Annotated in this window: 30 protein-coding genes and 1 riboswitch; all 30 genes read right to left on the reverse strand. The window is 45.4% G+C overall.

Going from position 1 to position 25,607, the window contains the following annotated elements; genetic code table 11:
- Nucleotides 1-14: 14 nt before the first annotated feature.
- The 30 genes from ACKX14_RS06430 to ylxM all read right to left on the reverse strand — a co-directional run bounded on the left by ACKX14_RS06430 (nt 15) and on the right by ylxM (nt 25,604).
- Complete coding sequence (locus ACKX14_RS06430) at nt 15-404, reverse strand: flagellar hook capping FlgD N-terminal domain-containing protein (protein WP_422445823.1); 390 nt, start codon at nt 402-404, stop codon at nt 15-17.
- Between the two features lie 11 nt (nt 405-415).
- Complete coding sequence (locus tag ACKX14_RS06435; RefSeq protein WP_422445825.1) at nt 416-1,744, reverse strand: flagellar hook-length control protein FliK; 1,329 nt, start codon at nt 1,742-1,744, stop codon at nt 416-418.
- Nucleotides 1,745-1,794: 50 nt separating this feature from the next.
- The gene (locus ACKX14_RS06440) at nt 1,795-2,364 is read right to left on the reverse strand and encodes a MotE family protein (RefSeq protein WP_422445827.1); all 570 of its coding nucleotides are present in this window, start codon (nt 2,362-2,364) and stop codon (nt 1,795-1,797) included.
- Nucleotides 2,364-2,819, reverse strand: coding sequence for a flagellar export protein FliJ (gene fliJ, locus ACKX14_RS06445; RefSeq protein ID WP_422445829.1), 456 nt, complete (start codon nt 2,817-2,819; stop codon nt 2,364-2,366). The genes ACKX14_RS06440 and fliJ overlap by 1 nt, the downstream gene beginning before the upstream one ends.
- A complete protein-coding gene (gene fliI / locus ACKX14_RS06450) occupies nt 2,806-4,143 on the reverse strand; it encodes a flagellar protein export ATPase FliI (RefSeq protein ID WP_422445831.1) in 1,338 nt (445 codons plus the stop codon). The genes fliJ and fliI overlap by 14 nt, the downstream gene beginning before the upstream one ends.
- A complete protein-coding gene (locus tag ACKX14_RS06455; protein WP_422445833.1) occupies nt 4,136-4,906 on the reverse strand; it encodes a FliH/SctL family protein in 771 nt (256 codons plus the stop codon). Before ACKX14_RS06455 ends, fliI begins: the two co-directional genes overlap by 8 nt.
- Nucleotides 4,899-5,906: a flagellar motor switch protein FliG gene (gene fliG, locus ACKX14_RS06460; RefSeq protein ID WP_422445835.1), complete on the reverse strand. Its 1,008-nt coding sequence runs from the start codon at nt 5,904-5,906 to the stop codon at nt 4,899-4,901. The genes ACKX14_RS06455 and fliG overlap by 8 nt, the downstream gene beginning before the upstream one ends.
- Before the next feature lie 13 nt (nt 5,907-5,919).
- Nucleotides 5,920-7,485: a flagellar basal-body MS-ring/collar protein FliF gene (gene fliF / locus ACKX14_RS06465; RefSeq protein WP_422445837.1), complete on the reverse strand. Its 1,566-nt coding sequence runs from the start codon at nt 7,483-7,485 to the stop codon at nt 5,920-5,922.
- Between the two features lie 19 nt (nt 7,486-7,504).
- Nucleotides 7,505-7,792 (reverse strand): flagellar hook-basal body complex protein FliE, encoded by a 288-nt coding sequence (fliE, locus tag ACKX14_RS06470; protein ID WP_422445839.1) that lies wholly within the window; start codon nt 7,790-7,792, stop codon nt 7,505-7,507.
- A 28-nt stretch (nt 7,793-7,820) separates the two neighbouring features.
- Nucleotides 7,821-8,258, reverse strand: coding sequence for a flagellar basal body rod protein FlgC (gene flgC, locus ACKX14_RS06475; RefSeq protein ID WP_422445841.1), 438 nt, complete (start codon nt 8,256-8,258; stop codon nt 7,821-7,823).
- A 1-nt stretch (nt 8,259) separates the two neighbouring features.
- Nucleotides 8,260-8,646, reverse strand: a complete 387-nt coding sequence (gene flgB, locus ACKX14_RS06480; protein WP_422445843.1) for a flagellar basal body rod protein FlgB — start codon at nt 8,644-8,646, stop codon at nt 8,260-8,262.
- A 187-nt stretch (nt 8,647-8,833) separates the two neighbouring features.
- A riboswitch (cyclic di-GMP riboswitch) is annotated at nt 8,834-8,924 on the reverse strand.
- 93 nt (nt 8,925-9,017) lie between these two features.
- Nucleotides 9,018-9,803 carry a GTP-sensing pleiotropic transcriptional regulator CodY gene (gene codY, locus ACKX14_RS06485; protein ID WP_422445845.1) on the reverse strand — a complete coding sequence of 262 codons (786 nt, stop codon included), beginning with the start codon at nt 9,801-9,803 and terminating at the stop codon, nt 9,018-9,020.
- Between the two features lie 32 nt (nt 9,804-9,835).
- Nucleotides 9,836-11,242: an ATP-dependent protease ATPase subunit HslU gene (gene hslU, locus ACKX14_RS06490; RefSeq protein ID WP_422445847.1), complete on the reverse strand. Its 1,407-nt coding sequence runs from the start codon at nt 11,240-11,242 to the stop codon at nt 9,836-9,838.
- 13 nt (nt 11,243-11,255) lie between these two features.
- Nucleotides 11,256-11,786 carry an ATP-dependent protease subunit HslV gene (gene hslV, locus ACKX14_RS06495; protein ID WP_422445849.1) on the reverse strand — a complete coding sequence of 177 codons (531 nt, stop codon included), beginning with the start codon at nt 11,784-11,786 and terminating at the stop codon, nt 11,256-11,258.
- 14 nt (nt 11,787-11,800) lie between these two features.
- Nucleotides 11,801-12,700, reverse strand: coding sequence for a tyrosine recombinase XerC (xerC, locus tag ACKX14_RS06500; protein WP_422445851.1), 900 nt, complete (start codon nt 12,698-12,700; stop codon nt 11,801-11,803).
- 111 nt (nt 12,701-12,811) lie between these two features.
- The gene (gene trmFO, locus ACKX14_RS06505) at nt 12,812-14,128 is read right to left on the reverse strand and encodes a methylenetetrahydrofolate--tRNA-(uracil(54)-C(5))-methyltransferase (FADH(2)-oxidizing) TrmFO (protein ID WP_422445853.1); all 1,317 of its coding nucleotides are present in this window, start codon (nt 14,126-14,128) and stop codon (nt 12,812-12,814) included.
- 29 nt (nt 14,129-14,157) lie between these two features.
- Complete coding sequence (gene topA / locus ACKX14_RS06510; RefSeq protein ID WP_422445855.1) at nt 14,158-16,230, reverse strand: type I DNA topoisomerase; 2,073 nt, start codon at nt 16,228-16,230, stop codon at nt 14,158-14,160.
- 61 nt (nt 16,231-16,291) lie between these two features.
- Nucleotides 16,292-17,380 (reverse strand): DNA-processing protein DprA, encoded by a 1,089-nt coding sequence (gene dprA / locus ACKX14_RS06515; protein WP_422445857.1) that lies wholly within the window; start codon nt 17,378-17,380, stop codon nt 16,292-16,294.
- Between the two features lie 17 nt (nt 17,381-17,397).
- Nucleotides 17,398-17,928 carry a cob(I)yrinic acid a,c-diamide adenosyltransferase gene (gene cobO / locus ACKX14_RS06520; protein WP_422445859.1) on the reverse strand — a complete coding sequence of 177 codons (531 nt, stop codon included), beginning with the start codon at nt 17,926-17,928 and terminating at the stop codon, nt 17,398-17,400.
- Nucleotides 17,929-18,067: 139 nt separating this feature from the next.
- On the reverse strand, nt 18,068-19,600 hold the full coding sequence (locus tag ACKX14_RS06525; RefSeq protein ID WP_422445861.1) for a YifB family Mg chelatase-like AAA ATPase: 1,533 nt from the start codon (nt 19,598-19,600) through the stop codon (nt 18,068-18,070).
- 18 nt (nt 19,601-19,618) lie between these two features.
- Nucleotides 19,619-19,972 (reverse strand): YraN family protein, encoded by a 354-nt coding sequence (locus tag ACKX14_RS06530; RefSeq protein WP_422445863.1) that lies wholly within the window; start codon nt 19,970-19,972, stop codon nt 19,619-19,621.
- Between the two features lies 1 nt (nt 19,973).
- Complete coding sequence (locus ACKX14_RS06535) at nt 19,974-20,612, reverse strand: ribonuclease HII (RefSeq protein ID WP_422445865.1); 639 nt, start codon at nt 20,610-20,612, stop codon at nt 19,974-19,976.
- A gap of 60 nt (nt 20,613-20,672) precedes the next feature.
- Nucleotides 20,673-21,587: a ribosome biogenesis GTPase YlqF gene (gene ylqF / locus ACKX14_RS06540; RefSeq protein ID WP_422445867.1), complete on the reverse strand. Its 915-nt coding sequence runs from the start codon at nt 21,585-21,587 to the stop codon at nt 20,673-20,675.
- Between the two features lie 37 nt (nt 21,588-21,624).
- Nucleotides 21,625-21,966: a 50S ribosomal protein L19 gene (rplS, locus tag ACKX14_RS06545; RefSeq protein WP_422445869.1), complete on the reverse strand. Its 342-nt coding sequence runs from the start codon at nt 21,964-21,966 to the stop codon at nt 21,625-21,627.
- Between the two features lie 97 nt (nt 21,967-22,063).
- Nucleotides 22,064-22,795, reverse strand: coding sequence for a tRNA (guanosine(37)-N1)-methyltransferase TrmD (gene trmD / locus ACKX14_RS06550; protein WP_422445871.1), 732 nt, complete (start codon nt 22,793-22,795; stop codon nt 22,064-22,066).
- Nucleotides 22,795-23,304, reverse strand: coding sequence for a ribosome maturation factor RimM (rimM, locus tag ACKX14_RS06555; protein WP_422445873.1), 510 nt, complete (start codon nt 23,302-23,304; stop codon nt 22,795-22,797). Before rimM ends, trmD begins: the two co-directional genes overlap by 1 nt.
- 50 nt (nt 23,305-23,354) lie before the next feature.
- Nucleotides 23,355-23,582, reverse strand: a complete 228-nt coding sequence (locus tag ACKX14_RS06560; RefSeq protein ID WP_422445875.1) for a KH domain-containing protein — start codon at nt 23,580-23,582, stop codon at nt 23,355-23,357.
- A 20-nt stretch (nt 23,583-23,602) separates the two neighbouring features.
- Nucleotides 23,603-23,887 (reverse strand): 30S ribosomal protein S16, encoded by a 285-nt coding sequence (gene rpsP, locus ACKX14_RS06565; RefSeq protein ID WP_422445877.1) that lies wholly within the window; start codon nt 23,885-23,887, stop codon nt 23,603-23,605.
- 14 nt (nt 23,888-23,901) lie between these two features.
- Nucleotides 23,902-25,242: a signal recognition particle protein gene (ffh, locus tag ACKX14_RS06570; RefSeq protein WP_422445879.1), complete on the reverse strand. Its 1,341-nt coding sequence runs from the start codon at nt 25,240-25,242 to the stop codon at nt 23,902-23,904.
- Nucleotides 25,243-25,244: 2 nt separating this feature from the next.
- Nucleotides 25,245-25,604, reverse strand: coding sequence for a YlxM family DNA-binding protein (gene ylxM / locus ACKX14_RS06575; protein ID WP_422445881.1), 360 nt, complete (start codon nt 25,602-25,604; stop codon nt 25,245-25,247).
- Nucleotides 25,605-25,607: the final 3 nt, after the last annotated feature.

Raw genomic sequence — 25,607 nt, forward strand, 5'->3', positions numbered from 1 at the left:
CTTCCATCCCTCATTTACCTGATTTCGTATACGTTTTCCATGGGAACCTTTACTTCATCTTCGCCGATAATCAGCTTCAAGCCGTTCTTTTCAAAAAGTACTCCATTAATTACTCCAGTAACCTCCTTTTCTCCGTCAAACGCCTTTGCGGTTTTTCCAATTACGTTTACCGCCGAAAGGCTCGCCAGTTGAAAATTCAAATTTTGCATCTGCTCCAGTGAGCTGAACTGGGCCAGCTGTGCTATGTATTCTTTGCTGTCCAGGGGCTCCAGAGGATTCTGATTCCGGAGTTCCGTCACCAGAAGCCGGAGGAAGTCGTCCTTTCCCAGGTTTGCCATACCGGCTTTACCGGTTTTTGGTTGTTCCCGCCCATCAATGGAATAATACGTATTTACCTCTACCATCATAACCCTCCCTACACCACATAATTTATGCTGCTGTCGTTTTCTAAGCCCAGGTCATAATTTTTCTCCACTATTTCCTGTATTTTTTCTTCCGAATTCCTAACACCGTATCGGAGTTTCTTCGCGTTGTTAAACCCGCCGTTTCCCGCAAAATCATGTCCAAAGGCGCCGCCGTTTGAGCCTTCAGCCAGCTGATAAACACTTAGTTCCGTCAGCGTATAACCCTGTTGCTGCATCTGATTTTTAAATTCCTGGGCATGAGCCTGAAGAGCTTCCCTCACGTAGCTGTCTTCTATAAACAGCTCCACACGCAAGTTATTCCTTTCCGAAATTACTTTAATAAGTACCTGGCCCAGGTGCTCCGGTTTTAACCGAACGCTTACCAGCCTCTCCTCTCCTTTGTACGCCAGTTGTACTTTTCCGGCTATCTGTTCTATAATTTCCGCTGTCTTGGGAGGCATGTCCCACTTTATTTTGAAATCGGCGTGGCTTTTTGCAGCGTCACCGGGCGATGCTTCATTACCGCGTCTTTCGCTAAACCGGAGAAAATAAGGATGATTGAAAGGGTTGAAAGGGTCCGCCTGCTCCTTGTGCGCAGAGTTTACCGGACTTTGTTGCAATAGTTTTGTTAAATCATGTTCTTGTTCCGAAGTATTAACCGCCTCACCTGTTAACATTCCTCTAACTTTAATGAGTTCATTTCCTCTTTCCGGCTCCGGCAGGAATTCGGTGGATTTGGGGCTTTCGGAAGTTTGCCACGGCATTGTTGAAAATACAGGCGTCTTTGTTTCATCGTATTTTGCGAGAGATCCCGCCGCGGAAACATCCGCACCTTTTTTAACTGTTCCCGCCAGCTTTGTATCTTTGGCTTTAATCAATTCTTCAACCTTGCCGCGAAAAACATTAAAATCCACTTTTGCAAGCTCGGGCATGTATACTTTTAAAACATGATAAAACTTGTTCAGCGTATCCTGGTTTATAATGCCGCTTACATCAAATTCCCGCAGCAGGCTCTGCCAGAGGTTTTTTATTAATTCGCCGTTCGGCTGAAACCCTTCCACCTTTATTGATAAATTATCCCATTTGCGGGTAAGTTCATCCATGGTGGAACCGAGATCCGAGTCGGTGATTTTGCCCGGGATAAGCTGATTAAACAAAAGGAGCAGCCATGCGTTCATATTGATGCCTGAACCGAGAACGCCGCTTCCGAATACGTCTCTATAATCTTCGACCATTTTTCCAAATAATCCGGCCACCCGGCAGCCGTCGCCTTTTGACTTCGGCGGAGTTGTGAAATCTGCATTCAAAAGTTCAACCACTGCCTGAACATCGGCACCCATTTTATCACCTCCTTTCCATGAACTTCTTTTTGGCTGCAATATTATATTCCTCATATTCCGCTCATCTTTTTAGTGATGCGGGCTGCTTTTTGGGGATCCATGTTTGCAAGGATCTGGGACGCCACGTCTTTTTTCATATTTTTCAATATCTGAATGATGAGCTCGTCATCCATGGCTGCTAAAATTTTTGCAGCACTGGAAGGCTCCATCAACTCATAATACTGGGCAATTTCTTTGATGTTTTTTAAATTCATTTCAAGCTGAGATTGTTTTGCGGTAATATCGCTTTCCCTTGATTTTAACTCTTGCTCTCTTTTGGAAAGTTCCGCTTCCTTTGCTTTTAATTCCTCTTTCTGCCTGGCAATGTTCTCCCATTCGGTTTGAATTCTTTTTTGCTCTTCTTCGAACATTTTTCGCTGCTTCTCAATTTCATTTGTTTGGGCGGATTCTTTCAACCGTCCGCCAAAAAACGGCACCCTGGAGGCTATGCTCTTTAAAACCGGGTTTGATGTATCGGCATTTCTCAGTGTAAAAAAGGCGAAAACGCTCAGGAACAGCAAAATTATTATAATAAAGATTATCAAACCGGCAATCACATTCTTGGCGCTGAATATATCCACTATTCAAATTCACCCTCTTTCCGGCAGGCGTTGAGGATGGCCATTTCATCGCTTATTTTTTGCTCCTCCCTGTTTGCATCAATTAAATACAATTCAAACTTTTTCTCTTTAACCCTTTCAAGCACTTTTCTTTCCTTTCTTGATGCAATGAAGGCGAGGCGGGCGAGTTCATACAGCTTTTCGGCCTCCTGCAACTTTTCTCTCTGGCGCTTTATGCGAAAACCTAAATCAGTAAGGTATTCATGAAAAAATGTAAGATCCGCACTGTTTATGAAATCTGCCAGATGGGAATCGAGCTGTGCCCTTACCATCAAATCGGCTTCCTGCAGTTTATTTAAATCCTGTTCTTCCCTCTTTTTGAGGGCGATGGCCTGGGACAATTTTTGTTTATTGGTCTGTTCAATCAGCTGTCTTACTTTGAGAGGAGTTTGGAGCTTAAATTTAAATTTCCTCATGGCCGTCTTCCCCCTCAAAAATGGCCCGCAGGAGGTTTAAAGTTTCCTCGTAACCCACCTTTTCTCCCACTTCCTGCCGCAGGAAACTCCGGATTTTTTCAATATACTTGATAGATTCATCTATACCGAGATTGTTGCCGCGCACATAGGCACCGATATTTATTAAGTCCTCCGCCTCCCGGTAAACGGAAAGGATGTTTTTAACTCTTCCTGAAAGTCTTTTATGTTCATCGCTGACAATATCGTTCATTAACCGGCTGATGCTTGCAAGCACATCTATTGCGGGGTAGTGGTTTCTGTTGGCCAGGGTTCTTGATAATACTATGTGGCCGTCGAGGATGCCTCTTACAGCATCGGATATGGGTTCGTTAAAGTCGTCTCCGTCGACCAGAACCGTATAGACGCCGGTGATGGAACCTCGGGAGGAAGTCCCGGCCCTTTCCAGCAGTTTAGGAAGTATGGCGAAAACCGACGGTGTGTAGCCCCGGGTCACCGGAGGCTCTCCCGCCGCCAGACCCACTTCCCTCTGGGCCATAGCAAACCTGGTGACCGAATCCATCATCAGCATCACGTTTAAACCTTGATCCCTAAAATATTCGGCTATGGCTGTGGCTGTAAAAGCAGCTTTGGTTCTGACAAGAGGCGGTCTATCAGAAGTCGATACGACTATAACGGACCTATGCAATCCTTCTTCTCCCAGATCCTTTTGAATGAATTCATTTAATTCCCTGCCCCGTTCTCCTACCAGTGCGATTACATTAACGTCGGCTTTTGTGTTCCGGGCGATCATCCCGAGGAGTGTGCTCTTGCCCACTCCGCTGCCTGCAAATATACCCACCCTTTGCCCCGCTCCGCAAGTCAAAAGGGCGTCGATGGCTTTTATGCCAAAGGGGAGCGGAGTTCTGATAGGTTTTCTCTCAAGAGGATTGGGCGGGGCATTTACCACCGGGTATTGGTCTTCGGCTTTAATCGGCCCCCTGCCATCTATGGGATAACCCAGGCCGTCCAGCACCCTGCCTAAAAGATCTCTGCTTACCGGGACCGTCAATTTTTTACCGCTGGCTTCCACCTCGCATCCCGGACCCACATTGTCTATTTCGCCAAGAGGCATTAAAATCACGTTTTTTTCTCTAAAACCCACTACTTCAGCCAGGATTTTTCTGTCTTTCTTTTCGGTTTTTATGGTGCAGATTTCACCAAGTTCCACGGGTGGGCCCTGAGATTCAATGGTAAGGCCTACAATCTTGGAAATCCTGCCTTTCGGCCTGATTGTCATGGTATTTTCAATTATTGAATAAACATAATCAAAAATGGAATTATCCATTATCGATGACATCCATTTCCTTCAGTACCTGTCGTATGTTTTCGACCTGAGCATGTATTCCCGCATCTATCTCAAAGTAATCGCTCTCTATTATGCAATCACCGGGTGTAAGCGTCGGATCCCTAATCAGATTTATTTTCTTAACGCCGGGTTTTAAACGGTACAAATCTTTCTTTAACATACTTATCCTTTCAAAATCGCTGTCGCAAAGTCTGATTACTATGTCACGCTCTTCTCCGGCTTTCTGCAGCCCTTGTTTTACAAGACCCACAAGACTATCTAAATCGGTTTCCACCTTTTGGCCGATTACTTTTTCGGCCACAAAAAGGGCTAATTTTACAGCCTCTCTTTCCAGGTAATTCCTAAATTCCCGATTCTGCTCTGTGAGTTCTTGTCTCAATTTGTTGAACTGGGATAATTTGTCCGCCCACAACGCCTCATTCTCTTTTCGAGACAACTCCAGGCCCTTGCGGTACCCTTCCTCATATCCTCTCTCGTAGGCCTCTTTTTCAATCCTTTCCTTATCCGCCAGGGCATTGCTTATAACCCTTTCGGCTTCCTTTTTTGCTTCAGCAACAATCTCCTGAGCACGCTGTACGGCACCTTCCATGAGCTGCGCCTCATACTCCCGAAATTTGCCGTGGATCCACTGCAGTCTGTCTAAAGCGGGTGGGGGGTTTTCGCCCGCCATCCTCTGCCGAAAATCCTTCAATATGAATGGGTTTTCGTTTTTTATCTCGACATATTTTAATACTTTAGACAATTATTTCATCACCCCCGCCCCTGGATATGATGATCTCTCCTGCATCCTCCAGTTTTCTTATGATGTTTACGATCTTTTGCTGGGCTTCCTCCACATCGCGCAGCCTGACAGGACCCATGTACTGCATGTCCTCGTTGACCATTTCAACCTGCCTTTTAGACATGTTGCTGAAGATCTTTTTCTTCACTTCCTCACTGGCGCCTTTCAATGCAAGAATCAGGTCCTGATTATCCACTTCCCTCAAGGTGCGCTGTATGGCCCTGTTGTCCAGACTGAGTATATCCTCAAAGACAAACATTCTGCGCCGGATTTCTTCGGCAAGGTCCGGATCATCAACTTCCAGAGCCTCAATAATATTCTTCTCGGTACCTCTGTCCACGTTGTTTAATATATTTACCACCGTCTGAATGCCGCCCACATTGGTGTAATCTTCGGTAACCACAGAAGCCAGCTGGCGCTCCAGTACCTTTTCCACTTCAAGTATTATGTCCGGGGATGTCCTGTCCATGGTAGCTATACGCCGGGCGATGTCAACCTGCTTTTCGGGCGGAAGCGAAGATAAAAGAGAAGCAGCCTGTTCCGGATTTAAATAAGTCATGATGAGGGCTATGGTCTGGGCATTTTCATTTTGTAAAAAATTCATAAGCTGAGAAGGATCCGCTTTTCTAATAAAGTCAAAAGGCCTAACCTGCAGGGAGGATGTGAGGCGATTGATTATTTCTATGGCCTTTTGAGTGCCCAGGGCTTTTTCCAGTATTTCTTTGGCATAATCAATCCCCCCCTGGGTTATGTAATTCTGTGCCATCAGCATCTGGTGAAACTCTTCGATTATAGCGTTTTTCTCCTCGGAAGAAACCTTTTTTAGGCTGGCTATTTCCAGGGTCAATTGTTCAATTTCTTCCTCTTTTAAAAATTTGTAGATATTGGCTGCTATTTCGGGGCCCAGTGAAACTATTAAAATGGCGGCTTTCTGTTTCCCGGATAATCTCGTCACTGCCATAAACCTAACACCTCTAATCTTCGTTCAGCCATGTCCTGAGAACTTTGGCCACATCCTCCGGCTTGCGGCGGGCCATTTTTTCTATGCTGTTAAAAATATCGCTGGCTTCGGTTTCCTGTTCCTGCATGGCCGCCTGCCGGGCAGCCGCTTGCTGGGCTGCGGCTGTCAATTCCTGTACCATCCGTTCTTCCTCCTGTTTTCTCCTCCTGCGGGCAGCAAAAATTCTAAAGAGCGTCACCGCAAGAACCGCCGCTAAAGCCGCCCCCGCCAAAATCATGTTTCTCTGGCGGGTTCTTTGCTGCTGCTCTTTCGCGCTCATTTCCTGGGCAAAGGCATTGGCCAGATCGTTGTTAAAGGCCATTCCCTCCACAGATATCTGGTCTCTCTGAGGATCATATCCGATGGCATTGCCCACCAGCTGGGATATGGAATTTTTTTCATCGTCGGTTAATTCTCGATTTACCACTACCGATACGGTAAGTTTTTTAACCGCTCCCGGCGAAACGGTTAAATTCTCGCGGGACTCGTTTACCTCGTAGTTCCTCACTGTCTCCGTTTTCTGGTAATTGGAATTGCCGCCGTTTAATTGTTGGTAGCCCGGAACGTTGGAATTAACTCCCGGCTGGCCTTGAGCCGCATTACCCGTTCCTGCAAAATGCTCTCGCAAATCCTGAATGCTGCGCAGGATTCCTTCACCGGTTTCCTGATTTACCGGTGAGAACAGTTTGCTTTCTACGGTTTTTTTATCAAAATCCAGTTGAGCGCTTACCCTGACCACCACGTTGCCCGGCCCGAAAACCTGTTCCAGGAGCGATTGTACACTTTTCTGAAGCTGTTTTTGAAAATTATTTTGGATCGCAAGCTGCGAGTTGACGATTTCCTTTGTATTCTCTTCGGGCGACAGGGGAATATTGGATAGCACTCTGCCGTAATCATCTATGACCGAGACATTTTCCGGTTTCATTCCCTCAACGGAATGAGAAATGAGGTAAATTATGCCTTTCACTTCTTCTTCGGTGATTTCCGCCCCGGGCTTTAACTTTAGAAAAACGGCTGCGGAAGGCTCGGCCTTTGAATCCGGCTCTATGAAAAGGGTTTTTTTGGGCTGGACAATATGTATCCTCGCCGTCTCGACCTGCGCCATTTCTTCGATGGTCCTTACAAGTTCGCCCTCTAGAGCCTGATTGTATTGTATCTGTCTTTCCCAATCGGTGACGCCGAGCCTGGTTTTGTTAAAGACATCGCTAAAACCAATTGTGCCGCCTTTGGGCAGACCCTCTTGGGCCAGCTGTAATCTCGTTTTATAAACAAGCTTGGGGTCTACGAGAATTGACTTGCCACCGTCTTCGATTTTGTAGGGGATTTTCATGTCATCGAGTTTTTTAATAATTTCTCCCGCATCTTTGACATCCAGGTTGGTATAAAGCGGGGCGTACACAGGCCTGCTCACGAAATAAGTTATAAAGCCTATTGCGGCGATTGCAAAAAAAGCGCTTAACAACAGCTTTACCTTTTGCGCCCTATTTCTGCTCTGCCAGAAATCGCTCACCTGCTGCCGTAACTTGTTTATAAACTCCATTTACTTCCACCTTCGCCCGCTATACCTGCATTCTCATGATTTCCTGGTATGCTTCAATCGCCTTATTCCGTATCTGCAGAGTGAGTTCCAAAGAGAGCCTTGCCTTTTCGCCGGCAATTATTACATCATGTATGTTTATTTCATTTCCTTGGATGAGTTCATTCAAAGCCCGGTCGTAGTTTTGCTGCAATGTGTTTGCCGATTCCAAGGCCTCTTTTAAAACGTCCTGAAAGGATTTCTGCCCCTGTTCTTTTATAGCCCCTGCAAAGACGCCTGGCGTAGTTTCGTTGATCCTGGAAATGTTCAAAGGCTCATCTCCCTCCTATTGCTTGTCCTTATACCTTTCCTATTTCCATGGCTTTTGTTATCATGCTTTTTGCGGTATTTATCGCCGTCACGTTGGCTTCATAGCTTCTTGCGGCGGATATCATGTCCACCATTTCGGTTACTATATTGACGTTGGGCATCCTCACGTACCCATTCTGGTCCGCGTCCGGATGAGTTGGATCATACACAAGTTTAAAGGGAGCAGGGTCCTTTTCCACAGCCACAACCCTGACACCTTTTCCCACATCCATAGATCTTGTCAGAATATCTTCAAAAGAAAACTCATTTCTCCTTTCCTGGAAAATCACCCTTTCTCTGCGATAAGGTCCTCCTTCGGGGGTTCGTGTGGTAGTTGCATTGGCTATGTTGTTTGATATGACATCCATTCTGAGCCTTTGGGCGGTGAGGCCGGAAGCGCTGATATCTAAAGAATCAAACAAGCCCAATTTACTTCCTCCCCTCGTTAATAGCGGTTTGCATCAATTTTAACTTTCTCTGAATCTGATCCGCCAGAAGGTTATATGAAAGGGCGTTTTTTGTCAGTTCCACCATTTCCTTTTCAATATCAACATTGTTCTGATCGTTTCTAAACGTGGTTTCGTCTTGTCTTATAACCTCTGGCTCCAAATTATCTAGAGAATTGATTTTTGCAATATGTCTCGGATTGGTCGTCTTTAAATCAAGATTTCTTCCATCAGTTTTATCCTTTATAGCCTGCCTTAGGTATTCTTCAAAATAAACGTCAGACCTCTTAAACCCAGGCGTATCCGCATTGGCTATGTTGTTGGCAAGCACTTGGTTTCGAAGCCATTTTGCATCCAGCAATCTTTCCATCAATGAAATATCTCCGAATAAGTTCATATATAAATCACCTTCTTTTTTTCGACTTTTTTTTACCTTGTTTGCGTATTATTACTAAATTCGCCAAAAAAATGGAAATTCCTTTTTTGATAAATAATATTATGGTGATTTTATAAAAAAAATCTATCCTGCAAAAAGATAGAATCCCCTTTTCTATCCTTTCAGCAGCCTAGCCGGCATAGCGCTTTACGCGCGCCTTAGCCCCACGGCTTTGCGACCTTTCCTTTCGGTAAAGTTTGCCTTTTTAGGGATAATTTATTAATTTGGCTAATATACATTTTAGACAAAAATCGATAAAATCCTCCTTGTTAATAAAAAAAATGCGTGAAATTCTTCACGCATTTTTAAGCCCTTACTTTTTTGAGCTCTTCCAGGAGCTTATCGTTTAAAATCTTTATATACGTTCCCTTCATGCCAAGAGAACGCGATTCAATAACCCCCGCGCTTTCAAATTTCCGTAGGGCATTGACGATGACCGACCTGGTGATTCCAACTCTGTCGGCTATCTTGCTGGCCACCAATAACCCTTCGTTGCCGTCCAGTTCCTCAAAAATATGTTCCACCGCTTCCAGCTCAGAAAAAGACAGTGTTCCGATGGCCAGCTGTACGACGGCTTTTTTACGGGCTTCTTCTTCTATTTCTTCGCTCTTTGATCTCAATATTTCCATTCCCACCACGGTGGCGCTGTATTCGGCCAGCACCAGATCTTCGTCGGTGAATTTTTCTCCGAATCTGGCCAGCACCAGCGTCCCCAATCTCTCGCCCCCGCCGTTTATTGGCACAATGGTTGTCAATTTCTCCGGATGGGTGCATTTGGTGTCATTATCAAAAACGCACTCCAGAGTTTCATGGGGCAAATTGGATCTGGTCTCATGGATTTCCAGAAGCTTGTCGTTGTACTCTTTGGGAAACATCTTCTCCTGCAAAACCTCTTCCTGGACCGCATCACAGTCATAATCTTCCATCAGATAATAGCCCAGGACCTTTCCTTTGCGGCTCGCCACGTAGGCATTGGCGGATAACACCTCTCCAAGGGTTTTGCAAACTTCATTGAAATCTACGGGGTAACCCGCGGATCTCTGCAGCAATTTGTTGATTCTCCTTGTTTTTTCCAGTAGACTTTCACTCATTGTTTTTCCTCCTTTTGGTAATTTATTATAATTTACAAAATATACATACTTAGGTCTTTATCTTTGATTATATGTTTCAGTTTTTCACTGACAAAATTTCTGTCAATGGTTATTTCGCTCTGGGTTAATTTTAATTCCGGAGCGTTAAAAGAAATATCTTCCAGCAATTTTTCCATCACTGTATGAAGCCTTCTGGCACCGATGTTTTCCGACTGCTGGTTGACATATGTTGCCACTTTTACGATTTCATCAATAGCATCGTCTGTAAAATGGATTTTTATACCTTCTGTTTCGATCAATGCAGTATATTGTTTAATTAGAGAATTTTTAGGTTCTATTAAAATCTTCTTTAAATCCTCTTCAGTCAGGCTCTTCAGTTCTACACGGATGGGAAATCTGCCCTGCAATTCCGGTATGAGGTCGGAAGGCTTAGAAATATGGAATGCACCCGCAGCTATAAACAATATATGGTCTGTCTTTACTGGTCCGTATTTGGTCACCACCGTACATCCTTCCACAATTGGAAGGATATCCCGCTGGACACCTTCTCTTGAAACATCCGGACCGTAACTTTCCTTACCCGCTATTTTGTCTATTTCGTCTATGAAGATGATCCCCGTTTCTTCCGCTCTCTTTATGGACTCATTGATCACTTCATCCATGTCGATGAGCTTTTGAGATTCTTCCTGGATTAATATGCGCCGGGCGTTTTCGACGGTGACTTTTCGCTTTTTGCGGCGCTTGGGAAAAAGGCCGCCGAACAAATCCTGAACATTTATTCCCATTTCTTCCATGCCTGAAGCTGAAAATACTTCCAGCATGGGCGGAGCGCTGTCTTCCACTTCTATTTCTATCAATTCCTTTTCCAGTTTTCCCTCCTGCAGGTCTCTAAGGATTTCTTTTCTTCTCTCTCTTACACTCCTTACCTTTTCGTTAAAATCCTCTTCCTCATGATGATGATGATCGGATTTTGACAGGCCGCCGAATATGGCCTCAAAGGGGTTTTTTGCCCCGTGCTTTTCCGGATCAGGACACAGTATTTCGGCTATTCTCTGCTCCGCCAGGACCTTTGCCCTATCCTTTACCTGCTCCATTTTTTCCATCTTAACCATTCTGATGGAAGTTTCTATTAAATCCCTGACCATGGAGTCCACATCTCTACCCACATAACCTACTTCAGTAAATTTTGTCGCTTCAACCTTTACAAAGGGGGCGTTGACCAGTTTTGCAAGCCTTCTGGCTATTTCCGTCTTCCCCACCCCTGTTGGTCCTATCATCAAAATGTTTTTCGGTATGACGTCTTCCTGCATTTCTTCAGGAAGTTTCTGCCTTCGCAGCCTGTTCCTTAAAGCTATGGCTACTGACCTTTTGGCTTCCTCCTGTCCTACTATATATTTGTTAAGCTCCTCTACTATTTTTTTAGGAGTCAAATCCTCCAAAATCCTCACCTCCTTACAGTGTTTCAACGGAAATGCAGTTGTTGGTATAGACGCATATCTCAGCGGCTATTTTTAAAGATTCCTCAACTATTTTTTCAGGAGGAAGATCTGAAAAGCGGCTGAGGGCTCTGGCCGCGGCCAGGGCATACGGCCCTCCCGAACCTATAGCGGCTATGCCGTCGTCGGGTTCAATCACTTCACCGTTTCCTGAAATTATCAATATGTGCTCCCTGTCGGCGGCAATGAGCAGCGCCTCCAGTTTCCTTAACATTTTATCCGTACGCCATTCTTTCGCCAGTTCAACGGCCGCCCTGACGAGGTTTCCATGGCTTTCTTCCAGTTTCCCTTCAAATTTCTCAAATAGCGTTACTGCATCAGCTACCGAACCGGCAAAACCTGCCAGTATGCTGCCGTTATATATCTTTCGTATTTTTTTGGCGTGGTGTTTCATAATCGTATTTTCTCCAAAAGTCACCTGGCCGTCGCCGGCGATGGCCGCCCCTTTTTTATTTACCACCGCCACTATGGTAGTAGCCGAAAACATAAATCTCCGCCTCCTTAAGCGTGAGGGAAAGTCCTGTCGTAGACTTCCTTTAACCTTTCTTTTGTGACGTGGGTATAAATCTGCGTGGTAGACAGACTAACATGCCCCAGAAGTTCCTGAACGGTCTTTAAATCCGCTCCATTGTTTAACATATGAGTCGCGAAAGTATGTCTGAGGGTATGAGGGCTTATCTTTTGGTTTAATGAGGCTGCTTTTACGTATTTGTCTATAATTCTGCGGACGCTCCGGTCGGTAATCCCGGTCCCGTGCCTGTTGAGGAATAAAGCGTCACAGGATATACTTTTCAGCAAAAACGGCCTGCTTCTTTTCAGGTAATCCTCCAGACTTTCAGCCGCTTTTTGCCCAAAAAATACAACCCTCTCGCGAGAGCCTTTTCCAAATACTATTATGTAATTTGCGCCCATGTTCAAATCCTTAACCCTGAGGGAAACCAGCTCTCCAACCCTCATTCCAGTGGCATAAAGCAATTCCATAATAGCCCTGTCTCTGATCCCCAGTGTATCCCCTGATGGAGCCGAAAGCAGGGCTTCTATTTCCGGTGGATATAAAAAGAGCGGCAGCTTCTTGGGCAATTTAGGGCTTTTGACGTAAGCGGCTACATTTTCCCCCACAATCCCTTCCCCGGAAAGAAACTTAAAAAAGCTCCTCACCGCAGAAAGCTTCCTGGCAATGGTTTTTCTCGACAACTGTTTTGCCTTGAGATGCGCTAAAAACCCTCTTATGTCAACGTGATCTATTTTCGAAAAAGCGCGTTCAGATATTTTTTTTTGTTTTAAATATTCGTTAAACTGCATTAAGTCCCCCGCATACGCTTTAATGGTATTTTCGGATTTATTTTTGGTTACTTTCAAGTAATTTAAAAAGCTGTCGATTAACGTTTCGTCCAAATCCATCAGCCTCTCGGTCAACATTCGAATAATATACTACCATAATAGTGTCTTTTATGCAATATTCAATTCTAAATTATTTTTAAATTTATTGTTAATTTTTTTTGATAAAAACTCTCAACTAACCCGAATTTCTTCGTTACGAATAAATTCTCTTAGCGCCTGCAGGGCTCTCCCGGCCATAAGGGCATTTCTCTCCTTTCTTGACTTCACTTTCTGCTCCAAAGGCGGCAATATACCGAAATTCGACTTCATTGGCTGAAAATTTTCGGGTTTTGCCGTGGTGATGTAATGGCAGAGCGCACCTATGACAGTATATTTGGGAAAAACCACAAGGCTTTTGCCTTTTATGAACCTTGCCATGTTAATTCCCGCCACTATCCCGGAAGCTGCAGACTCAATATAACCTTCGACTCCTGTAATCTGCCCTGCGAAAAACAAACCTTTTATCCCCTTCACTTCCAGTGTGGGGTTTAAAAAACGTGGACTTGATATAAATGTGTTCCTGTGGATAAAACCGTAACGAACAAACTCAACGTTTTCAAGGCCGGGAATCATGCTGAAAACTCTCTTCTGCTCGTTCCACTTCAAACTGGTCTGAAAGCCTACAATATTGAAAAGTGTGCCTTCCTCATTTTCTTTCCTCAACTGGACTACGGCAAAGGGCTCCTTTCCCGTACGAGGATCGACTAAGCCCACCGGTTTTAAAGGGCCGAAAAGCAATGTCCCGGGCCCCCGCCTGGCCATTACCTCGACGGGCATGCATCCTTCAAAAAAAACAGGCTTTTCAAATTCTTTTAGTGGATGGGTTTCAGCCCTTATGAGCTCATTGTAAAATCTATGGTATTCTTCCCGAGTCATGGGCAGATTAACGTAATCGTCATCGCCTTTATTGTATCTGGAGCCCCAAAATGCTTTATTCCAGTTAATTGATTCCTTCGTTATTATTGGTGCCGCAGCGTCATAGAAATATATGTATTCCCCGCCGAGAAATTCGGCAATGGCTTTTGAAAGATCCTCCGAGGTTAGAGGGCCTGTGGCTATAATGGCAGGTGGGGATGGTATTGCCTTAACCTCTTCCCTGTGAATTGTCACAAGAGGGTGTTCTTCCAGAATTTTTGTTATTGCCGATGAAAACCGTTCCCGGTCGACGGCCAGAGCCGCGCCCGCAGGGATGCGTGTGGCATCCGCCGCCTTCATGACAATGGAATTCAAAAGGCGCATTTCTTCTTTCAAAAGCCCGGCGGCATTGGTTAGTTCGGCGGACCTGAAAGAATTGCTGCAGACCAGCTCAGCAAGCTTATCGGTATGGTGAGCCGGTGTAGTATTGTAAGGTCTCATTTCAAAAAGTTCCACCCTGATACCGCTGTTGGCTATGTACCAGGTCGCTTCGCACCCTGCAAGTCCACCTCCAACAACCTTGACGCTTTCCATACCTTCCTTCACCTTCGTGACAATAAAAATTAAAGTTTATATCCGCATTCTTTATTTGTACATATTATGGTTTCCCCATTTTTGGTATTTTTTATAACCATCGGGCTTCCGCATTCCGGGCAGTGTCGGTCGCTTGGTTTGTCCCATGAAACGAACTTGCAGCCGGGGTAATTGCTGCAGCCGTAAAAAGTTCTTCCCCGTTTGGATTTTCTAACAACTATGGTACCGCCGCACAGGGGACATTTTACCCCCGCTTCCTCCACCAGGGGCTTTGTATTCCTGCACTCGGGGAAACCCGGACATGCCAGAAATTTGCCGTATCTGCCCCGCTTTATAACCATGTTCCTTCCGCAAAACTCACATTTTTCATCTGTTACCTCATCTTCTATTTTTACTTTCTCCATCTCTTCTTCTGCGATTTTCAACTGTTTTTCAAAGGGGCCGTAAAAAGACTCCAAAACCTTTTGCCAGTGTTCCTCGCCGGATTCTATCCTGTCCAGCTGGTCTTCCATTTCCGCGGTGAAATCTATGTCGACTATGTCGCTGAAAAATTCCTGCATGAGCTGGACCACAATCTCTCCCAGTTCGGTGGGTTTAAATTTCCCCTTTTCCTTCTCCACGTAGCCCCTCTTTTGTATAATATCTATTATGGGGGCGTAAGTGCTGGGCCGCCCTATGCCCTTCTCTTCTAAAGTTTTTACCAGCATGGCCTCCGTATAACGGGGTGGCGGCTGGGTGAAATGCTGCGCCGGTACCAGTTTTAAAAGCTTCAGCTCCTGGCCTTTTTCAAGAACCGGCAAACTGTTTTCGTCGCTTTCCGTTTCTTCGTCTGTTCCTTCAATGTAAAGGGCCATATAACCGGGGAATTTGATAGTCGAACCGGTGGTTTTAAAAATATATTCCCCCGCCTTTATATCGACAGAGACGGTGTCATAGACGGCAGGAGCCATCTGACTGCTTATAAATCTCTCCCAGATGAGCTTATACAACTTGTACTGATCCCGGGTCAGCGAATCTTTAATATCTTCCGGCATCCTTAAAATCGAGGTGGGCCTTATGGCCTCATGGGCATCCTGGATATTTTTTTTTGATTTATGGATGATAGGGGTTTCGGGCAGAAAATCATCACCGAAATTTTTCTTTATATATTCTCTGGCTTCTTTTAACGCCTGTTCGGCTACTCTAGTGGAGTCTGTCCTTATATATGTTATCAGCCCGACGGAACCCTCTCCTTTTACCTCCAGACCTTCATAAAGCTGTTGGGCCAGCATCATGGTTTTTTTGGCCGTAAAGCCCAATTTTCTTGATGCTTCCTGCTGCAGGCTGCTGGTGGTAAAAGGGGGTGCAGGATTCCGCTTCCTTTCGCTTTTTTTAACTTCGATCACTGTAAAAACTACTTTTTCAAGATCCGACAGAATCAGGTCCGCTTCCTGTTTTTTTCCAATTTCGATTTTCTTTTCACCTTTGGAATACAGCTTAGCCCTTACTTGAGAACCAGATTTTTCATCAAATAAATCGGCTTCGACCGTCCAGTATTCTTTTGGAACAAACTCTCTGATTTCTTTTTCCCGATCGCAGATAATTCTTACGGCCACTGATTGGACGCGGCCTGCACTTAACCCCCATTTAACTTTTTTCCATAATATTGGACTGATTTTGTATCCCACAAGCCGGTCCAGGATCCTTCTGGCCTGCTGGGCTTCTACAAGGTGTTTATTAATTTTTCGGGGGTGTTTAATTGATTCGATCACAGCGTTTTTTGTAATCTCGTGAAATTCCACGCGGCACGGCAGGTCTTCCGAAAGTCCCAGAAGATTTGCCAGATGCCAGGAAATCGCCTCACCTTCCCGATCGGGGTCTGTGGCCAGCAAAACACTGTCTGCTTTGGTAGCCTCTTTTTTGAGATTTTCAATCAGAGTGCCCTTGCCCCGAATGGTAATGTATTTGGGTATAAATCCTTCTTCGATGTTGATGCCCAACTGGCTCTTCGGCAGGTCCCTTACATGCCCCATGGACGCCTGCACCCTGAAATTTTTGCCCAGAAATTTGCTTATGGTTTTGGCTTTTGCCGGAGATTCTACTATAATTAGAGATTTGGCCATTATAAAATCACCTTTATTTATATATATGTAATTATAATTCTATAAAGTCGCTTAAAAAAAGTCAAATTTTCATAACAAACCCTCCCGGAAGAGTGACAATAAGACCTTTGAGTTCCAGTCGGGTTAATATAGAGTTCAACTCATGGGATGTCTTTTGGGATTTTGCCAGAAGCTCTTCTACATGCGTTGGTTGAAAGTCTATAAGGCCGAGCACCGATTTTTCCCTGTCAGTGACATTTTGATCCTTCTTGATTTCGTCGGGTCTTGCATCGCCTTCTCCTGCTAAACACAATTCTTCCAGGATATCTGTTACATTCTCCACCAGCTTTGCCCCCTGTTTTATCAGCTTATGAGTCCCCCGGCTGTATGGGCTGAAGATGCTGCCGGGCACAGCAAACACCTCTCTGCCCTGTTCCAGCGAAAAATCTGCGGTTATAAGAGAGCCGCTTTTTTCTGCGGCCTCCACCACCACCGTGCCCAGTGAAAGCCCGCTAATTATCCGGTTTCTGGCCGGAAAATTGCCTGCCAATGGCCTCTGCCCGATGGGAAAGCTGCTTATTATACACCCGCAATTAATAATATTCCTCGCCAGCTGCATGTTCTCCGGCGGGTAAATGATATCCACACCGCAACCAAGCACTGCGGTGGTGGGCCCTCCGGCTTCCGCTGCTCCCTTATGGGCGTGAGAGTCGATTCCCCGGGCCATACCGCTAACCACATTTATTTCGAACAAAGCCAGCTCTCTGGCAAAGTTCTCAGCGACATTTCGCCCGTATGCTGTGGCCTTGCGGGTTCCCACGATGGCTACGGCATTATATTTTAAAGTAGAAATATCCCCTAAAACATATAACACGGGAGGCGGGTCGTAAATCTGTTTTAACAGTTCGGGGTAATCCTCATCCATTAGAGTTATAATTTTAGCTCCTATCTTTTTCGCCCTTGCGGCCTCCTGGTCCGGATTTATGTGAGCTCTATACTTTATTATTCTTTCTGAAAGCTTTTCACTGATTCCCGGGATCTCCATTAACTCTTCCCGGTCGGCTTTTAAAAACCGGGATAAATTCTCAAATCTTCCGGCTATATCCTGTATTCGCCTGGAGCCCAGCTGGGGTATCATGTTTAATGCCACCAGTAGTTGGCTGTCTACCATGGTTCTCCTCCGGAAATTTAATACTCAATACCTGGCTGGGCAGGGACCCCGGCTTTGTAGTGGTGCTTTATTTCCCGGACTTCACTTATCATGTCGGCCTTTTCCTGAATACTTTCAGAAGCATAGCGCCCCGTCAACACCAGGGTTACGTGCTCTGGTTTCATATCCATCAAATTCAGAACCTCCTGTTCCGGGACCAGGCCGAAATCCACCGCTACATTTATTTCATCAAGTATGACCAGATCATGCCTGCCTTCGGAAATGACCTTTTTGGCGAGTTCCAGGCCTTCATGGGCCAATTCAATATCTTTCGGACCCGGATTTCCCTTCTTGACAAAAGTTTCAAGGCCCTTTTGGACCAGCTCAAAGTCCGGCAGGTATTTTTTTATCGCCTGAACTTCACCGTAGTTTTGGCTTCCTTTCATGAATTGTATCATAAAGACCTTTTCCCCATGGCCAATGGCCCTCAGAGCAAGCCCCAAAGATGCGGTGGTTTTTCCCTTTCCATTCCCGGTGTACACTAATATTAAACCCTTTTTATCAAGCATACCATCTCTCCCCTTCTTGAATAAGGCCACATGCCCTCTGTTACTTCTTAGTATTATTTTAAGTGGCAACCAAAACCGTCATACCAGCAGTAATATAAAATCCCAATATAATATAAAAAAATAAAGTATATATATGAGTCTATAATCTTAAATTATTATAATACTTGTCTATATTCCTGTATCTCAACGCTTCCGCTATATGGTTTTCCCCGATGGCTTCGGCTCCATCAAGATCCGCTATGGTTCGTGCCACCTTCAAAATTCTATTGTAAGCCCTGGCGCTTAATTTTAATCTGTGAAAGGCCTCTTTCATGAGCAGCTTTTCGGTCCTGCCCAGCCTGCAGTACCTGTTTATGAGGTTGGGAGTAAGCTGGGAATTATAATAAATGTTCTGGCCCTCGTATCTTTCCAGCTGAATGAGCCTTGCGGCTTCCACCCGCTTTTTTATGGCGGCGGAATCCTCAGTCGATGGTTCCTCAAAATCGGCAAATTTAACGGGAGCCACCTCCACCTGTAAATCTATCCTGTCCATAAGCGGCCCAGATATTCTCGAAAGGTATCTTTGAATTTGATAAGGTGCGCACGAGCACTCATGGAAGGGATCTCCGAAAAAGCCGCACGGGCAAGGATTCATAGCCGCCACCAGCATGAACTTGGCGGGGTACGTGATGGCAGCGTTGAGCCTGGATATGGTTATTTTTCCGTCTTCCAGAGGCTGACGCAAAAGTTCCAGGATTTCCCGCGGAAACTCCGGAAGTTCGTCGAGAAAAAGCACCCCGTAATGGGCCAGGGTAACTTCCCCGGGCTTGGGAATGCGCCCTCCTCCTACCATACCAACCGCCGAAATGCTGTGGTGCGGAGCCCTGAAGGGCCTCTTTTCAATTAAAGACGAATGGGTCGATAAAAGGCCCGCAATGCTGTATATCTTTGTGAGTTCCAGCGATTCTTCAAAAGTCATGGATGGAAGTATTGACGGTATACGCCTTGCCACCATGGTCTTTCCCGAGCCCGGGGGACCGACCATAATCACATTGTGATGCCCGGCGGCAGCTATCTCCAGACACCTTTTTAAATTCCACTGGCCTTTAACTTCCGAAAAATCCCCTTCGTGCGGGAGAGTCTCCCCCTTTCCTGTGCGTGGTTCCACGCTTTTTATTTTTAGTTCGCCCCTCAAAAAACCTACGGCTTCCTCTAAAGTATTTATCCCTATTACATCTATTCCCTGGATCACCGCAGCTTCTTCGGCATTTTCCCGCGGGACCATGATGCCTTTTAATTTTTTTTCCTTGACCTCGATGGCCATAGGCAAAATTCCGCTAACAGGCCTTAATTTGCCATCGAGGGATAACTCGCCCACTGCCGCATATTGTTTTAAATGTTCCGCCGGCAGCTGTTCGGTGGCAGCCAGTATGCCGAGGGCTATGGGAAGGTCAAAATGAGGGCCTTCTTTTTTTATATCGGCCGGGGCCAGGTTCAGGGTAATCCTTTTAACGGGGAAATCAAAGTTCTGATTTTTAATGGCCGCTCTCACCCGCTCCCGCGATTCTTTTACGGCCATATCGGGCAGGCCTACAATATCGAAAGCGGGCAAACCACTGGAGATATCTACCTCCACGTCCACCAGAAAACTTTCCAAACCGTATATGGCACAGCTTTTAACCTGCGCTAGCACAAGCTTTTTCGACCCCCTTCAAAAGGCGTTCACTATGTGAGTGATTTCCGGTGTTTTTTCTCTATTTATCAATATGTCGATCACGTCAAATCTCAGATTTTTAAATGGATGTTTTGATTCATTGAGATAAGCCAACGCTGTTTTTTTTATTTTCTGCTGCTTGTAATAATTTACGGCTTCCATACCCTTCCCGAAATTTTGAGTGCTTCTGGTCTTTACTTCCACAAAAACAATGGTACCTCCGTCCAGGGCTATTATATCCAATTCCCCAAAGCGGCAACGGTAATTTGTAGCAAGGATGCGGTAATTTAGCCTTTTTAAAAACTCGGTGGCAAGCTGTTCTCCCAGTGAACCAAGGATTTTGTTCCCCATTTCATATCTCCAACCCTTTTATCGAAAAGCTCTTGCGGTGAACGGGGCAGAAGCCGTATTCCCGTATGGATGCCACGTGCTCCTTCGTCCCGTATCCCTTATTGCGGCGGAATCCGTATTCCGGGTAAAGCCGGTCGTATTCCCTCATAATTCTATCCCTCTCCACCTTTGCCACTATTGAAGCCGCAGCTATGCATGCGCACAGGCCGTCACCGTGTATTATCGCCTGCTGGGGAATTTTAATTCCCGGGATTTTTAGCGCGTCTACCAGAACGTAATCGGGCTTTATACTTAGCTTTTCCACAGCCCTTCTCATGGCAAGAAGTGTGGCATTTAATATATTGTAACTATCTATGTATTTTTCATCCACCACGTCAAAGGCGTAGGCCAGAGCATATTTTTTTATTTCCCCGTAGACTCTTTCCCTTTTTTTCTCGCTCAAAAGTTTGGAGTCTTTTAAATCCATTATGAGGGTGTCCAGAGCCAGAATAACGGCCCCTGCTACCACCGGCCCCGCCAGCGGACCTCTGCCAGCTTCATCAACTCCGGCCACCAGCTTATACCCTTTGCTCTGCAGCTCTCTTTCGGCATCATATAGCTTTAGAATCCTTTGCCTCTCAAGCTCAGAAATATTTTCCAAATAACGGAGTCCCTCCTATCCCTATATTTTAAGATAGTTCTATTTTTTGATTCGGCACTTTTATTCAAAATCCTGCTTTTTTACATCCGACGGCAAAAAATCCGCAGCCCAAGGTCCTTTCAGCCCGTGTAAGGTCGGCTCCTGCCAGAACTCCTGTTGGTCTGGAATTTCCAGAGAAATTTTCCCCAGTCGGCCCCGGCGAAATTCACTTATTACCACCCTGGCGCTTCTATAAATATCCGGAAAGCCTCCGCTCAGCAAGAAGCCCCGGTTTTTGGCTATTTGTTCCAGTATTTCTCTGGGATTTTTGCCGGGGTCAACTTTATATCTGGATATTAGACCGTCGGGATGGCGGTTTGATAAAAAACCTATTAACAGCATTGAAAGTTCTTCGATGTTTAACAGCTCATCCTTTATACATCCCAGTAGAGCAAGCTTAATCCCCGTAGATCTGCTCTCGATTTTCGGCCAGAGGATGCCGGGAGTATCCAGTAACTCCAGCTTTTTATCGACCTTAAGCCACATCTTCCCCTTGGTCACACCGGGCATGTCTCCGGTTTTTGCGACTTTTCTTCCAACCATCTGGTTAATTATTGAAGATTTTCCGACATTGGGCACGCCGACCACCACGCACCTTGCCGCCCTCCTGAGGTTTTCTCCAGCCGCTTCTTTTATTAAATCAATGAGTCTGTGAAGCCCCCTCCTTCCCGGAGTATCGACTTCCACCGCATTAATGTTCATCTCTTTAAATTTTTTAACCCATAGTTTCGTTATATCCTGATCGGCAAGGTCAGCTTTGTTCAACGCCACAATAATATTTTTCCTGCAACCGAGCAATTCTTCCAGGTCAGGTATATGGGTGCTTAAAGGGGCTCTTGCATCGGTTAGTTCCAAAACCACATCAACCAAAGGCAGGTGTTCCCTGATCATTCTCCTGGTTTTTGCCATGTGACCGGGATACCAGTGAATTTCCACATTTACACCCCCCTTAAAAAAATTTAAGGGACTGCCATCAGTCCCTCTCCTTTATCCTGGCCGCTTTGCCTTTTAGTTCCCTCATATAATAAAGCTTTGCCCTGCGCACCCGCCCTTTCTTAACAACCTCAATTTTGTCTATGCGGGGAGAATGCAGGGGAAAAATGCGCTCTACCCCCACGCCGTAGGAAATCTTTCTGACTGTAAAGGTCTCCCTTAATCCACCGCCTCTTCTGGCGATGACAGTGCCTTCAAATACCTGAATTCTCTCCCGGCCGCCTTCAACAACTTTAGTGTAAACCTTCACCGTGTCTCCCGGCCTGAAATCCGGGATGTCTTTTTTTATTTGTTCCTGTTCTATAGCGGTAAGTAAATCCACTCTTTTCCCTCCTTCCAGTGTCGATAACAAAAGTTATTATAGCATAAAGGTTTTTTCTTGGCAATTAAAATCTGGTTTTTCAAAATCCGAGAAAAAACTACGTCAAGATATCTTCAAGTAATTTTTTGTCCAGCTCAGTGAGATGGAGCTTTCGGAACAAATCGGGTCTTTTTTCATAGGTTCTCCTTAGGGCCTCCCTCCTCCGGAAAAGCTGTATTTCTTTATGATTGCCGGAAAGAAGTACTTCCGGCACTTTGAGGTTTCTGTAAACCGGAGGTCTTGTATACTGGGGGTATTCCAGCAGGCCTTCTGAAAAGGATTCGTTTTCCGGCGACTCTTCGCTGCCCAGTACGCCCGGCACAAATCTTATAGTGGCATCTATCACAGCCAGAGCTGGTATTTCCCCGCCGGTCAGAATGAAATCTCCCATGGAAATTTCATCGGTAACAATTGTTTTTACCCTTTCATCCACCCCTTCGTAGTGGCCACAAATTAAGATGAGGTGTTCCTGACCGGAATATTCTCTTGCAATTTGCTGATTGAACAGCTTTCCCTGCGGGGATAGCAATATTACGCGCTTTTTTTCCGCTTTTACGGCGCTTTCGACGAATTCTACGGCTTCAAATATGGGTTCGGGTTTCATCACCATCCCGCACCCGCCGCCGTAAGGGTAGTCGTCAACCTTTCTATGCTTGTCCCGGGAAAAATCTCTTATGTTTACCAGTTCGATTTTTACCAGGCCTTTTTCCCGGGCTCTTTTTATTATGCTGACATTCAGGGGACCGGCAAAAAATTCGGGAAATAAAGTGAGGATATGGATAATTAGCACTATATCATTCCCTCCATTAACCTTACCGTCATTGTATTTTTCTCCAGATCCACCCCTGTTATCACTTCTTTTATCGCCGGAATGAGAATTTCCTTTTTTTCGTTGGTCTGCACCACATAGACGTCGTTTGCTCCGGTTTTGAGTACATTTGTAACGATCCCCAGGTGCTTTCCGTCTTCACTTAATACGTCCAAACCTATGATGTCGCCTATAAAATAATGATCTTCCGGCAATTTCACCGCATCTTTCCTGTGAATTTTAATATAATTACCCCGGACCCGCTCGGCCTCCTCCCTCGAATTTATTCCCCTTAATTTCAAGACCGCAAAAGCGTTTTTTAAAAACAGCACCGATTCAATGTCGAAGGGAAGCAATTCACCTCTATGCTCGACAAAAACCGATTTTAGATCATTGAATCTCCTTATATTGTCCGTCAATGGTTCCACTTTGACCTGGCCCTTTACGCCCCAGGGAGACAAAATTTTACCCACAATTAAAAAATCCTTCAAAATCATCCCCCTAAAAAAAGGGTTAGGTTTCCCTAACCCCCGGACCTAAATTATATAATTTCCACTACCACTCTTTTGCCTTCTTTAGCCGCCGCCGCTTTTACCACGGTGCGGATGGCTTTGGCGATTCTGCCCTGTTTTCCGATAACTTTCCCCATATCTTCGGGGTCAACTTTCAGTTCCAAAATAACGGACTGCTCGCCCTCAACCTGATTGACGGAAACCTTTTCCGGATGATCCACCAGGGCTTTTGCAATGTATTCCACTAATTCGATCACAGTCATTCCTCCTTCGATTTTTAAGCCTCCAAGCCTGTTTTTTCTGTTTTAGTGCCTTTACCATCAAAAATTCCTACATTTTTAAATAAGTATTTTACGGTATCGGTGGGTATAGCGCCCTTTTTCAACCAATCGGTAGCCTTTTCTATATTTATCTTTATTTCCGCGGGATCGGTAAGAGGATTGTAATATCCTATTTCCTCAATAAATCTGCCGTCCCTCGGCATTCTGCTGTCGGCTACAACGACCCTATAAAAGGGTTTTTTCTTGGCGCCCATGCGCTTTAATCTTATCTTGACCGCCATGACTTCACCTCCTTCTAAAAGCCAAAAAATGGAAATCTTTTCTTGCCTTTTTTAAAACTCTTTTCCATATCGGCCATTTGCTTAATCATCTTTTTCATCTGCTCAAACTGCTTGAGCAGGCGGTTGACATCTTGAATGGACGTCCCGCTCCCGGCGGCAATCCTCCTCCGCCTGCTTCCGTTTATAATGCCGGGATTTTTTCTTTCTTCTTTCGTCATGGAGTTTATGATTGCCTCTACGTGCAATAAATCTTTTTCATCCAACTCGAGCCCCTTTAACTTATGGGTTGAAAGGCCGGGTATCATCCCCAGGATTTGATCAAGAGAACCCATCCTCCTGACCTGCTTGAGTTGGTCCAAAAAGTCGTTGAGGTCAAAGGACTGAGTTTTTATCTTCTGCCCCAGTTCCTGCGCTTTCTTCAAGTCAATGGATGCGGTGGCCTTTTCAATGAGGGTTAAGACATCACCCATACCCAGTATCCTGGACGCCATTCTCTCGGGATGGAAGAGTTCAAGGTCCTCCAGCTTTTCTCCCATACCCACGTATTTTATGGGACAACCGGTTACAGCCTTCGCCGAAATGGCCGCCCCTCCCCTGCTATCCCCGTCCAGCTTCGTCAAAATAAGCCCTGTCAGATTGAGGCGGCGGTGGAATTCATCGGCCACATTGACCGCGTCCTGGCCGGTCATGCTGTCCACCACAAGCAAAATTTCATGGGGTTTGACGGCATTCTTTATGTCGGACAACTCCTGCATCAATTCATCGTCAATATGCAGGCGCCCTGCAGTATCTATTATAACCACGTCATTGTTGTGCCTACGGGCATATTCCAGAGAAGCTCTGGAAATATCAACCGGATTCTCCTGGCCCATGCTAAACACCGGCAGGCCCAGCTTTTCGCCTACCACCTGGAGTTGTTTGATGGCTGCAGGGCGGTATATATCAGCTGCAACCAGAAGCGGCTTTTTGCCCTGCTTTGACAAAAATCCGCCAAGCTTCCCTGCAGTGGTGGTTTTCCCGGAACCCTGGAGGCCTACCAGCATAATTACACTGATGTCCGTATTAGAAAGATTCAACCTGTTCTCCTTTGAACCCATTAACCGAATGAGTTCATCGTTTACGATTTTTATTACCTGCTGGGCCGGAGTCAGACTTTCCATTACCTCCTGTCCCACAGCCCTCTCGCTTATCCTCTGCACCAGATCCTTGACAACTTTGAAATTTACATCGGCTTCCAGCAGTGCCAGCTTAACTTCACGCATGGCCTGCTTTACATCGGCTTCCGACAGTTTGCCTTTTCCCTTCAGCCTTTTAAATACATCGGTCAATTTTTGGGTTAAAGCTTCAAAGGCCACAATTATTCACCACTTTCCTTCACCAACGAGGCGATTTCGTCGTATATTTTTTCAAGTTTGCACCTGTACTCACCGGAAAGGGCCGGTTCCAGTTCCTTTAAAGATTTTAATATTTCTTCCACCTTTTTTTCCAGCCTCAAAAACCTTTTTACCATGCCCAGCTTTTCTTCACATTCAAAAAGAATATCCTGAGAACGGTGGATAATGTCGTAGACGCCCTGTCGGGTTATCCCATAATTCTCGGCAATTTCTCCAAAAGAAAGGTCGTTCAAGTAGTGCAGCTCAAAAATTTCCCTCTGCTTTCCGGTTAAAAAATCGCTGTAAAAGTCGTATAAAAGATTGAGTCTTGTAAGATTATCCACAAT

This window comes from Thermorhabdus hydrogeniformans (genome assembly GCF_049310025.1).
Classification (GTDB): domain Bacteria; phylum Bacillota; class Thermosediminibacteria; order Thermosediminibacterales; family Tepidanaerobacteraceae; genus JBJYKD01.